Genomic DNA, 11,393 nt, shown 5'->3' with positions numbered 1-11,393 from the left:
GCCGCACGGGCTGCGGGAAGCCGGCCCACCCCTCCGTCGCGCAGCGGCGCCATACGTCCACGCTGCGGTGCGGGGCAAACGGGTGGGTGGGTGGGAAAGCTCGCCACGAAGCGGCGGGGAGAACACCCGCCGCACGGACTGCGGGAAGCCGGCCCCCCTCCGCCGCGCAGCGGCGCATCACGCCCACGCTGCCGTGCCGGGCAAACGGGTGGGCGGGTGGGAAAGCTCGCCGCGAAGCGGCGGAGAGGGCGCCCGTCGCGCAGCGGCGGGGCACGGCCCCCTGGGGCGGCGTGTTGGTGGTGGGCCGATGGGGGCGCCACGGCTCACAGCCAGTATTCGCACTAGTAGTGCCCCCAAGGGGGCACTATGACGGGGTGGCCCCCACCAGGTCGATGTCCGTAGGAACCGTCTCGCCGGGACCGGCGAGACGGACCGCCCGTGCGCTGGCCCGCGCCCTCCACCTCCCCTTCACCGGCACCGCCCGAGGCATCCGCAAGGCCACCCACGCCCACGGAGCGGGCGAGTCGGGCCTCGGGAAGCTCATCGAGCTGCACGCCGTGAACGGCGCGGGTGACGTCATGATCACCGTCGCCCTCGCCTCCACCGTCTTCTTCTCGGTGCCGACCGACGAGGCCCGCGGCCGCGTCGCGCTCTACCTCGCCATCACCATGGCACCGTTCACGCTCCTCGCCCCCGTCATCGGCCCGCTCCTCGACCGGCTCCCGCACGGCCGCCGTGCCGCGATGGCCGGCGCGATGCTGGCCCGCGCGCTGCTCGCGCTGGTTCTTTCGGGCGCGGTGGTGACCGGCAGCGTGGAGCTCTACCCCGCCGCGCTCGGCGTGCTCGTCGCCTCCAAGGCGTACGGGGTGGTCAGAAGCGCCGTCGTGCCACGCCTCCTGCCACCGGGGTTCTCCCTGGTCAAGGCCAATTCCCGGGTCACACTCGGCGGTCTCCTCGCCACCGCCGTCGCGGCGCCCGCCGGCGCGGGGCTGCAGGCGCTCGGCCCGCGCTGGCCGCTGTACGGCGCCTTCGTGATCTTCGTCTCCGGGATGTTCCTGTCGTTCTCGCTGCCGCACAAGGTCGACTCGTCGAAGGGCGAGAGCAAGGCCCTCCTCGCCGCCGACGAGGAGCACCTGCATCTGCACGCCCGCTCCGAGGCGGAGACCGACACCTTCCGCAAGCGGCGCCTCGGGCTGCGCACGGTCGGCCCCGCCGTCACCCACGCCCTGGCGGCGAACGCGTCGCTGCGCTGTCTGTCCGGCTTCCTCATCTTCTTCCTGGCGTTCCTGCTGCGGGAGCATCCGCTCGCGGGGCAGAGCGCGGCGGTGTCGCTCGGCATAGTCGGCGTCTCGGCGGGCGCGGGCAACGCGCTGGGCACGGCGGTCGGGGCCTGGCTGAAGTCACGGGCCCCGGAGCTCATCATCGTGACGGTCATCGCGGTGGTGCTGGGCGTGGCGGTGACGTCCGCGCTGTTCTTCGGGGCGGTGGCCGTCGCCTGCCTCGGCGCGTGCGCGGGTTTCGCGCAGGCGCTGTCCAAGCTGTCCCTGGACGCGCTGATCCAGCGGGACGTCCCGGAGCAGGTCCGCACTTCCGCGTTCGCCCGTTCCGAGACGCTGCTCCAGGTGGCCTGGGTGGTCGGGGGCGCGGTGGGCATCGCCCTGCCGCTGATCGGGACGCTCGGTCTCTCGGTGGCGGCCGGCATAGTCGCGGTGGGCTGGCTCTCGACCGTACGAGGCCTCCTGCTCTCCTCCCGGCACAGCGGCAGCGGCCGCCGCGCCCGGGTGGTGTGAGACGCGCCCCACCGGGCCGCAGGCGCACGCGCTCCCGAGGGGACGTGGGGGTATGTGCGAACGGAGCACCGAGGAAACATCGGCGTCTTTGTCCGTGTGCCGCGGCGCAGGGATGGCGAGTACGCACATACCCCCGCGGCCCCGCCCCACAGACGAAGCAGAGGCGCCCCGGGCCGACACCGCACGACAACCGGACGGCACGCCCGCGACCCCCGCGTAACAGCACCCCACGACGCGCCCGATAGCCTTCGCCCATGACCTCCCTGCTCCGCGGCGGAGCCGCGAATGTGAACAGCGCGGTGCGCCGCCGCCGCACCGTGGCCGCCCTTGGCGCCGTCTCCGCCGGATTCCTCGTTCTTTCGGCCTGTGACAAGCCGACGCCGCTGGCCACCGTGACGGTCGGCAGCGACTCGGTGCACACGGAAGCTTCCTGCTACAACGACGGCAAGGAGCTGAAGGAGTCCCAGCTGAAGTCCTGCCTGCAGGACAAGGACGTCAAGACCGTGAAGATCGACCCGGACGAGAAGGTCCGCTTCGGTGTCGACCCGGAGATGGCCGAGAAGGGCTGGACGCTGCTGATGAACGGTCAGCCGCTGACCGAGGCCAGCAAGAAGACGTACGTCGTCATCCCGGGCAGCGTCTTCTTCAACCAGCAGTACGGCGGTGGCGGCAGCAAGTCGACCGTCAGCCTGCTGGAGGGCGGCAAGGGCTCGGAGTCCAAGGCCACGGGTCTGTGGTCGTTCAAGTTCGAGAAGGACTCCTGACCACGTACACCGCACGCACCGCGCACACCGCACGCACCACCCACACCGCACCCCCCGCGGTACGCGTCCTCGTCGCCACCGCCGTCCCCGCCGAACGGGACGCGGTGGCCGCAGCGCTGACCGAGGACCACGGCACGCACCGCACAGACGTCCTGGCCGTCGGCGTCGGCCCGGCCGCCGCCGCGGCGGGCACGGCGACCGCACTCGCCCGCGCCGCCGCCACCGACCGGCCCTACGGCCTGGTCGTCTCGGCGGGCATCGGCGGCGGCTTCGCCCCGCACGCGCCCGTCGGCTCGCTCGTCGTCGCCGACGAGCTCACCGTCGCCGACCTGGGCGCCGAGACCCCCGACGGCTTCGCGCCGGTCACCGAACTGGGCTTCGGCGCCGTCACACACCGGCCGCCGCCTTCCCTCGTACGGGATGTGGCGGACGCCTGCGGTGCCGCGACCGGCACCGTCCTCACCGTCTCCACCGTGACCGGCTCCGCCGAGCGCGCCGCCGAGCTGCGGCGGCGTCATCCGCGCGCCCTGGCCGAGGCGATGGAGGGTTTCGGTGTCGCCGAGGCGGCCGCCCTGCACGGCCTGCCCGTCCTGGAGATCCGCGCGGTCTCGAACCCCGTCGGCCCGCGCGACCGCGCCGCCTGGCGGATCGGCGACGCGCTGGCCGCGCTGAGCGACGCGTTCGGGAAGTCCGCACCGGTCCTGAGGAGTTGGAACCCACATGGCAGCACACACGACTGAGCCCCGGAACACCGAGTCCGAGAACACCGAACCCCGGGCCACCCCCCTCGACGCCCCCCTGCGCATCGCGTACTCCCCCTGCCCGAACGACACGTTCGTCTTCGACGCCTGGGCCCACGGCCGGGTGCCGGGTGCGCCCGCGCTCGACGTCACGTTCGCGGACATCGACATCACGAACGGCATCGCGGAGAGGGGCCCGGCGGAGTCCGGCCTGGACGTCCTGAAGGTGTCGTACGCCGTCCTCCCGTACGTCCTGGACGAGTACGCGCTGCTGCCGTGCGGCGGCGCCCTCGGCCGCGGCTGCGGGCCGCTCGTCCTGACGCGCGAGCCCGGCGTCGACCTCACCGGCAAGACGGTCGCCGTGCCGAGCGAGAAGTCGACGGCGTACCTGCTGTTCCGTCTCTGGGCGGCGGACACCCTCCGCGACGGCGGCGTCGGCGAGATCGTCGTGCTGCCCTTCGACCAGATCATGCCGGCGGTGCGCGACGGCAAGGTCGACGCGGGCCTGGTCATCCACGAGGCGCGCTTCACGTACCAGAACTACGGCCTGCACCGCCTTGCCGACATGGGCGAGCACTGGGAGGCCACGACGGGCCTGCCGATCCCGCTGGGCGCGATCATCGCGCGGCGGAGCCTCGGCACGGCGGCGCTGCGGCGGATCGCCGAGGCCGCCCGCACCTCGGTCCGCATGGCCTGGGACGACCCGGAGGCCTCCCGTCCGTACGTCCTGGAGCACGCGCAGGAGATGGACCCGGCGGTGGCGGACCAGCACATCGGTCTGTACGTCAACGAGTTCACCGCCGACCTCGGCGAGGACGGCTACGCGGCGGTCTGCGGCCTGCTGACGCGCGCCGCGGCCGAGGGACTCGTACCGCCCCTCGGCCCGGACGCTCTGTCGTTCCCCTAGGCCGTCTGCGCGGTCTACACGTCCAGCTGGTCCGCGACCGCCCGCAGCAGCCCCGCGATCTTCGCGCCGGACGCCTTGTCGGGGTAGCGGCCCTTCTCCAGCATGGGGGTGATGTTCTCCAGGAGCGTCGTCAGGTCCTGGACGATCGACGCCAGTTCGTCCGGCTTGCGGCGCTGCGCGGCCGCCACCGACGGGGTCGGGTCGAGGATCACGACGGAGAGAGCCTGGTCACCGCGTTGTCCCGCGACCACGCCGAATTCCACGCGCTGGCCGGGCTTGAGTGTGTCGACGCCGGCGGGCAGTACTGAGGAGTGCACGAAGACGTCGCCGCCGTCGTCGCGGGAGAGAAAGCCGAAGCCCTTCTCGCTGTTGAACCACTTGACCTTGCCGGTAGGCACGTGAAGTCCTCGTCCTCGTACTCGTCGTACTCGTTTATGCCGGGTCCGCCCGTCCGGAACGGCGGGGCGAAAACGGCTCTGGATAGCACTACAGCGGGTCGCTCGACCCGCCAGGACCAAGACTATTGGTCCGGGGGCCGGTGACAAGACGTCCCCGGATTCTTCCTTCGCGCTGGGAACTACCCTGGTCGGGTGCGTGACAAAACCCAAGCGAATTCCGCCGGTCCCGGCGATGGAATGGTCCGGACCGGAGCGATCGTCTTCTTCGTCGGAGCCGTGGCCACACTGGTCACGGTGGCCCCGCTCTTCCTGGGCACCGACCCCTTCCCCTCCGTCGCCTACGCGGTGTGCATGCTGATGGGCGTCGGGTTCCTCATCGCGGGGATCGGGGTGCTGCGCGGCATCGCATCCCAACGGCGTCAGGCCAGGTCGAGCGTCACCTGACGGCGCTTCGCGCGGCGTACGCGTCGAGCCAGGCGGGGAACTCCGCCAGCCCGCCGAGGACGACGTCCGCGCCCGCCGCGCGCAGTTCCGCTGCGTCGCACGGTCCGGTCGGCACCGCGACGGAGAGCGCGCCCGCCGTACGCGCGCCGCGTACGTCGCCGGTGTGGTCCCCGACGTACACCGCCGCGTCGTGCTCGCGCAGCGCCGCCGCCTTCGCCTCCGCCCACAGCCAGCCGATGACGGCGTCGGCCTCGATGCCGAGGTGCGACAGGTGCAGCTTCGCGTTGGGCTCGTGCTTGGCGGTCACCACGATCGCGCGGCCGCCGTGCGCGTGGACCGCGGCGACGGCCTCGCGGGCGCCGGGCATCGCGAGCGTCGGCTCTATGGCGTGTGTGGGGTAGATCTCACGATAGAGGTCGGCCGTCTCCTCGATCCTGTCCTCGGGGAACCAGTTCCGCAGTTCATGCTCCAGCGGCGGGCCGAGCCGCGTGACCGCCAGATCGGCGTCGACGTACGTTCCCGTCGCCGCGGAGAGCGCCTGATAGGCGGCCTTGATACCGGGCCGGGAGTCGATCAGGGTCATGTCGAGGTCGAAGCCGACGGTCAGCGTGTGTGAGCTCATGAGCCCATTCTGCCGAGGGCCACGGCATCGCGGCCGATGGCGGCCGCACCGCCCGCACATAGACTTAGCCCACCCTTACCGCCGCTCTCCCTCTCTCTGTCTTCCGGCCCGCCCTCCTGCCCTCACCCCCTGCCCTCGCCCCTGCCCTCGCCCCCGTGAAACGAGCTCAGCCGATGCGTGTGCCCGTCGGACGCGCCGCCGTGATGACGGCGGCCGTCGTGGCCCTGCTGCTCGCCGTCCTGTTCAGCCTCTCCGTCGGCGCCCGCGCCATCGCGCCCTCCGCCGTGTTCGACGCGCTGCTGCACGGCGGGCACAGCGACTCCGCCGGCGTGATCCGCGAGATGCGGGTGCCCCGCACCGTGATCGGCGTGCTGGTCGGCGCCTCGCTCGCCGTGGCGGGCACTGTCCTACAAGGCATGACCCGCAATCCGATCGCCGACCCCGGCATCCTCGGCATCAGCCAGGGCGCCTCGGTGGGTGTCGTCCTCGCCATCGCCTACGCAGGCGTCCACACCCTGACCGGATACGTCTGGTGGGCGTTCGTCGGCGCCGGGCTCGCGTCCGTCGCCGTCTACGCCATCGCGGCCGGCGGCCGGGGCGGCGCGACCCCCGTGAAACTCGCGCTCGGCGGCGCCGCGATCAACGCGCTGCTCGTCTCCGTGACGACCGCGATCCTCACCACCAAGGCCTCCGCGCTCGACGAGTTCCGGTTCTGGCAGGTGGGTTCGCTCGCCGGCCGCGACGCCGAGATCGTCGGCCAGATCTGGCCGTTTCTGCTCGTGGGCCTGGTGCTCGTCCTCGCGGTCGCGCGCGGCCTGGACGCGCTGGCGCTCGGCGAGGACGTGGCGAAGGGGCTCGGCCAGAACGTCGCCGCGGTACGGGTCGTCGGCGGGCTCGGCGCGACGGTCCTCACCGGCGCGGGCGTGGCCGCCGCGGGACCCATCGCCTTCATCGGCCTCGCCGTGCCGCACATCGCACGCGCCCTCATCGGCAGCGACCACCGCTGGGTGCTGCCGCTCGCGGCGGTCCTCGGCCCGGTGGTGCTCCTCGCCTCCGACACGGTGGGGCGGATCGTCTTCCCACCCAGTGAGGTGCCCGCCGGCGTGATGACCGCGCTGATCGGGGTGCCGTTCCTGGTGGCCCTCGTCCGCCGGAAGACGGTGGCGGCATGAGCGACGGTACGACTCTCGTGGCCCCGGCCAGGAAGCGGGCCCGCGTCCGGCCCGCCGGCTACGCCGTGCTCCGCGTCCGCGGGGCCGCCTTCCTCGTGCACCGCAGGGCCGCCGCCGTGGCCGCCGCGCTCGCCCTGCTGCTCGCCGCGAGCTGTCTCGCGTACCTCTGTGTCGGCGAGTCCTTCGTCCCGCCCGTCGAGGCCCTGAAGGTCGTCGTCGGACAGCCCTCGCCGGACACGCTGGTCGTGGGCACCCTGCGCGAACCCCGCATGGTGGTGGGGCTGCTGGTCGGCGCCGCGTTCGGCGTGGCCGGGGCGCTCATCCAGACCGTCGCCCGCAACGCGCTGGCCAGCCCCGACATCATCGGCATCAGTCAGGGCGCGAGTGCGCTGACGGTCGGCGCGATGACCTTCGGCATCACCTCGTACACGGTCCTCCCCCACCTGTCCGTGCTCGGCGGGATCGCCGCGGCCGCCCTCGTCCACGTCTTCGCGTGGCGCGGCGGCCTGCACGCCACCCGCTTCGTCCTCATCGGCATCGGCTTCGCCATCGCCCTGCGGTCGGTGACGACGCTCTTCATGACGAAGGGCGACTACCTCGTCGCCCAGCAGGCGCAGATCTGGATGACGGGCTCCCTCAACGGCCGCGGCTGGACCGAGGCGAACCCGCTCGGCGTCACCCTGCTCGTCCTGCTCCCCTTCGTCCTGTGGGCGGCCCGCGCCCAGCGTGCCGTCAGCATGGACGACGACACGGCGACGGCTCTCGGGACGCGCCTGGGACACGTACGCCTCGGGCTCGTCCTGCTCGGCGTCGTCCTCGCCTCGGTGGCGACCGGCGCCGCGGGCCCCGTCGACTTCGTGGCGCTCCTCGCCCCCCAGATCGCCCGCCGCCTCACCCGCACCGCGCAGCTCCCGCTGCTCTGCTCGGCGCTGCTCGGCGCGCTCATCGTGGTCCTCGCGGACCTCCTCGCCCGCCGTCTCTTCTCGCCCACGGAGCTTCCCGTGGGTGTCCTCACGGCGGCGATCGGTGCCCCGTACCTGATCTGGCTCATCGTCCGGAGCCGCTCCGTCCGCAATGGAGGCACGTCGTGACGAGCGCTGACACGCGCCCCGCCCGCCTTTCGGCCCGCGAGCTGACCCTCGCCTACGAGGACCACACCGTCGTCGACGGCCTCGACCTCGTGATCCCCGACGGCAAGGTCACCGTCATCGTCGGCCCCAACGCCTGCGGCAAGTCCACGACGCTGCGGGCCCTCGGCCGGCTCCTCAAGCCGAAGAACGGTGCCGTCCTCCTCGACGGCGCGTCCCTCGCCGAGCTGCCCACCAAGAAGATCGCCCAGCAGATCGGGCTGCTCCCGCAGACACCCGTCGCCCCCGAGGCGATCACCGTCGCCGACCTCGTCGCGCGCGGCCGCCAGCCGCACCAGCGCTGGTGGCAGCAGTGGTCCGACGCCGACGAGAGGGCGGTGACCGAGGCGATGGAACGTACCGACGTCACCGCGCTCGCCGAACGCTCCGTCGACGAACTCTCCGGCGGCCAGCGCCAGCGCGTGTGGATCGCGATGGCCATCGCACAGGACACGGACATCCTCCTCCTGGACGAGCCCACCACCTACCTGGACATCTCCCACCAGGTCGAAGTCCTCGACCTGGTGCGCCAGTTGGCCGCGACCACGCACGACGGCGGCCCCGGCCGCACAGTCGTCGTGGTCCTGCACGACCTCAACCAGGCCGCGCGGTACGCCGACCACCTCGTCGCCATGAAGAACGGCGAGGTCGTCGCCGAGGGAGCCCCCTCGGAGATCGTCACCGAGGATCTCGTACGCCAGGTCTTCGGCCTGGACTGCGTGGTGGTGCCGGACCCCGTGACCGGCTCCCCCCTGGTCGTCCCCGGGGCGCCGTGGTCCGCGCCCGCACCCCCGCCCGTCCCCACCACCCCCGCCTGACGGCACGACACGACCGCATGAAAGGCGTCCCCATGATCCCCTTCCGCTCCCCGCTGCGCCGCCGGGCGCTCCTCACCGGATCGCTGGCCCTGACCGGCGCGCTCACGCTCTCCGCCTGCGGCTCCTCCGACTCCGACGGGTCCGGCGCCGCCGGCAAGACCCGTACCGTCAAGACGGCCATGGGCGACGTGAAGGTCCCCGAGAAGCCGCGGCGCGTCGTCGTCCTCGACACCGCCGAACTGGACTCCGCGATCACGCTCGGCGTGCAGCCGGTCGGCTCCACGCACGTCGAGGCCGAGTCCGGCTTCCTGAACTACCTGCCCAAGGACAAGGTCAGCGGCATCAAGGACGTCGGCGAGATGCTGAACCCCAACATGGAGGCCATCGCCGCCCTCAAGCCCGACCTCATCCTGACGTCGAAGATCCGGCACGCCGCCAAGTACGACCAGCTCAAGGCGATCGCGCCGACCGTCATGACGGAGACGACCGGCTACCCCTGGAAGGAGAACTTCCAGCTCCACGCCGAAGCGATGGGCAAGCAGGCCGAGGCGGAGAAGGTCGTCGCCGACTACAAGGCGCACGCCAAGAAGGTCACCACCGCCATCGGCGGCCCCGCGAAGGCCGAGCGGACCGAGGTCAACGTCATCCGCTTCATCGAGGGCGCCGACATCCGCCTCTACGGCGACCAGAGCTACATCGCCACGCTCCTCAAGGACGTCGGCCTCGGCCGCGCGCCGATCTCCGCGAAGGCCAAGGACGGCTTCTCCTACGACCTGTCCCCCGAGAAGATCGACCTCGCGGACACGGACGTCATCTTCCAGTCGACGTACGGCGATCCGAAGAAGGCCAAGCAGACGCAGACCGTGGGCAGCGGCCTGTGGAAGAACATGAAGGCCGTGAAGTCGGGCAACGTCCACACCGTCGACGACGAGCTGTGGATCCAGGGCATCGGCTACACCGCCGCGGACAAGATCCTGGACGAGATGCAGGCGGCCCTCACGAAGAAGTAGCCCCCGGAAGGGTGTTGTTCACGGTCGTCGCCGCTGCGACCTCCACAGGAGGAAGAGCGCGGAGGCGACGGCCGCGCCGCGCACCACCCACGGCCAGGTGTCGGCGATCGCGTCGCTCATGCGCCCGTCCCCGATCGGCTCCCAGCGCCCCTCGGCACGCCCCCACAGCCACGTGATCCCCGCGGCCACCGCGAGCCCCGGCAGCCACAGGACGGCGATCTTCACCTCGATGGGGGTGAGCCTGCGGGAGACGTAGGTGATGAGCCAGCCGACGCCGAGGACCACGAGGTTGCCGAGGATCGCGCCGACGACGAGGAGCGCGGCGGCGAGCAGGAGCAGCGGGTTGCTGAACGCGAGGCCCGTGCCGACGCCGCCGCCCGCCCGGCCGACCCGCCACCACCGCCGCCGCCCGGCTGCCTCTTCCCCCTCTCCCTCTCCCTCTGCGTCTTCCTCCACCTCTTCGTCGTACGCGTGCCCGTCCGTCCCGTCCTCGTCCGCCTCTTCGGGGTCCCCCTTGGGCGGGGGCTTGAGTATTTCCGGGATCTCCACACCGCCGACGAAGCCGGGGACGCTGTCGGCGCCGCCGAACGGGCTGCTGTCCACCCGCCACCAGTCGGGCTCGGAACCGCTCGGCCCCAGCTCGTCGGTGCCCGCGAGGTGCGGGGGCGCCGCGCCTTCGAAGTCGGCGGGGTGTTCCGGGGCTCGGCTCGGGGCGGCCGGGGTCTCCGGGGAGTTCTCGCGGCGGGGGCTCGGCACGATGCGCCGCAGGCTCTTCGGGACCGTCGGACCCTTCGGACTGCCCGTACTGCCCGGCCTCTTCAGCAGCTTGGGCAGGGCGGGGGCGCTCTTCTCCGCGGGCGGGTCCTCCGGTACGTCGCCCACGTCACCGGACGCCCCGCCCGCCGCTTCGACGACCTCCTCCGGCGTGCCGAGGCGGGCCAGGATGCGGCGGACCGCGGCGGGGCTGTCGCCCGCGGGCCTCGACCGGCCCCGGTCGATCCGGTTCCGCAGGTCGGCGACCAGCCGCATCCGGTCGCCGGACGGCAACTGCCGCTGCTGGGCCAGGTCTCCGACCCGGCTCAGATAGTCGTAGACCAGCTGATCGCTCTCGATCCCCACGAAGTCCCCTCCGGGGCGGCTGCGTTGACGCGCCGCGGTTGTGCACAGCGCTCCCGACGGTACCGCCTCCGGGCCACCGACCGCCCGCACCCTAGGGGTTGCCCTCCACCTCAGGGCGTACGGACTCCGCCGTGAGGTGCACCGGAGAGCGAGGGCACGTTGCACCGCAGGCCGATGTGCGGAGAACGCCCGGAAACCATCATGAAGTCATGAGCGCAGCAACCTTCACCCCCGCGTCCGCCCACTCCTCCGCGGCCCCCGCCACCGATGGCCGGGCCGCCCAGCACCCGCACCGCGTGAGCGGCGTCCTGCGCGCCGCGAAGGTCCTGGCGAGCGCCGCGTTCGGCGTCGTCGTACTCGGTGAGTACGCCGAGGAAGCGGGCGTACGACACCGCTGACCCACCCCGGCCGGGCACCCCCGCCCGCGCCCCGGGGTCCATTAAAGTCACGCCGTGACATCACGCGCGGTGACTCCAGCCTCA

Annotated in this window: 13 protein-coding genes; 10 read left to right on the top strand and 3 right to left on the bottom strand. The window is 72.4% G+C overall.

The genetic code is table 11. The features are described 5' to 3' along the window. Positions 1-392: 392 nt before the first annotated feature. The 4 genes from AB0H82_RS35180 to AB0H82_RS35165 all read left to right on the top strand — a co-directional run bounded on the left by AB0H82_RS35180 (position 393) and on the right by AB0H82_RS35165 (position 4,201). On the top strand, positions 393-1,790 hold the full coding sequence (locus tag AB0H82_RS35180) for an MFS transporter (RefSeq protein ID WP_362999601.1): 1,398 nt from the start codon (positions 393-395) through the stop codon (positions 1,788-1,790). Positions 1,791-2,044: 254 nt separating this feature from the next. After that, positions 2,045-2,554 (top strand): DUF2771 domain-containing protein, encoded by a 510-nt coding sequence (locus AB0H82_RS35175; RefSeq protein ID WP_362999597.1) that lies wholly within the window; start codon positions 2,045-2,047, stop codon positions 2,552-2,554. Then, on the top strand, positions 2,551-3,294 hold the full coding sequence (locus AB0H82_RS35170; protein WP_362999600.1) for a futalosine hydrolase: 744 nt from the start codon (positions 2,551-2,553) through the stop codon (positions 3,292-3,294). The genes AB0H82_RS35175 and AB0H82_RS35170 overlap by 4 nt, the downstream gene beginning before the upstream one ends. Positions 3,295-3,352: 58 nt before the next feature. Further along, a complete protein-coding gene (locus tag AB0H82_RS35165) occupies positions 3,353-4,201 on the top strand; it encodes a 1,4-dihydroxy-6-naphthoate synthase (protein ID WP_362999599.1) in 849 nt (282 codons plus the stop codon). Between the two features lie 14 nt (positions 4,202-4,215). Here AB0H82_RS35165 and AB0H82_RS35160 read toward each other — a convergent pair whose 3' ends face one another. Next, positions 4,216-4,599, bottom strand: coding sequence for a cold-shock protein (locus tag AB0H82_RS35160; protein WP_362999596.1), 384 nt, complete (start codon positions 4,597-4,599; stop codon positions 4,216-4,218). Between the two features lie 192 nt (positions 4,600-4,791). On the opposite strand from AB0H82_RS35160, the gene AB0H82_RS35155 reads away from it, so the two are divergent. Next, positions 4,792-5,043 (top strand): hypothetical protein, encoded by a 252-nt coding sequence (locus AB0H82_RS35155; protein ID WP_362999595.1) that lies wholly within the window; start codon positions 4,792-4,794, stop codon positions 5,041-5,043. On the opposite strand, the gene AB0H82_RS35150 is transcribed toward AB0H82_RS35155, so the two are convergent. Then, positions 5,036-5,665, bottom strand: coding sequence for an HAD hydrolase-like protein (locus AB0H82_RS35150; protein ID WP_362999594.1), 630 nt, complete (start codon positions 5,663-5,665; stop codon positions 5,036-5,038). The genes AB0H82_RS35155 and AB0H82_RS35150 overlap by 8 nt on opposite strands. Positions 5,666-5,838: 173 nt before the next feature. Between AB0H82_RS35150 and AB0H82_RS35145 the strand changes: the two genes are divergently transcribed. The 4 genes from AB0H82_RS35145 to AB0H82_RS35130 are packed head-to-tail and all read left to right on the top strand — an operon-like array spanning position 5,839 to position 9,792. Continuing rightward, positions 5,839-6,837 carry an iron ABC transporter permease gene (locus AB0H82_RS35145; RefSeq protein WP_362999593.1) on the top strand — a complete coding sequence of 333 codons (999 nt, stop codon included), beginning with the start codon at positions 5,839-5,841 and terminating at the stop codon, positions 6,835-6,837. Continuing rightward, entirely contained in the window at positions 6,834-7,928 is a 1,095-nt protein-coding gene (locus tag AB0H82_RS35140; RefSeq protein WP_362999592.1) for an iron ABC transporter permease, read from the top strand. Before AB0H82_RS35145 ends, AB0H82_RS35140 begins: the two co-directional genes overlap by 4 nt. Beyond that, the gene (locus AB0H82_RS35135; RefSeq protein WP_362999591.1) at positions 7,925-8,782 is read left to right on the top strand and encodes an ABC transporter ATP-binding protein; all 858 of its coding nucleotides are present in this window, start codon (positions 7,925-7,927) and stop codon (positions 8,780-8,782) included. Before AB0H82_RS35140 ends, AB0H82_RS35135 begins: the two co-directional genes overlap by 4 nt. A 32-nt stretch (positions 8,783-8,814) precedes the next feature. Then, the gene (locus AB0H82_RS35130; RefSeq protein ID WP_362999590.1) at positions 8,815-9,792 is read left to right on the top strand and encodes an iron-siderophore ABC transporter substrate-binding protein; all 978 of its coding nucleotides are present in this window, start codon (positions 8,815-8,817) and stop codon (positions 9,790-9,792) included. An 18-nt stretch (positions 9,793-9,810) separates the two neighbouring features. Here AB0H82_RS35130 and AB0H82_RS35125 read toward each other — a convergent pair whose 3' ends face one another. After that, the gene (locus AB0H82_RS35125; protein WP_362999589.1) at positions 9,811-10,911 is read right to left on the bottom strand and encodes a hypothetical protein; all 1,101 of its coding nucleotides are present in this window, start codon (positions 10,909-10,911) and stop codon (positions 9,811-9,813) included. Between the two features lie 209 nt (positions 10,912-11,120). Here AB0H82_RS35125 and AB0H82_RS35120 point away from each other — a divergent pair, with 209 nt between their 5' ends. Then, positions 11,121-11,309, top strand: a complete 189-nt coding sequence (locus AB0H82_RS35120; RefSeq protein WP_362999588.1) for a hypothetical protein — start codon at positions 11,121-11,123, stop codon at positions 11,307-11,309. The last annotated feature ends 84 nt before the right edge of the window (positions 11,310-11,393 follow it).

Origin of the sequence: Streptomyces sp. NPDC050732 (assembly GCF_040654255.1) — a bacterium.
Lineage (GTDB): Bacteria > Actinomycetota > Actinomycetes > Streptomycetales > Streptomycetaceae > Streptomyces.
The sequence above is the reverse complement of the archived record's forward strand: the minus strand, read 5'-3'. Positions and strand labels throughout refer to the sequence as shown.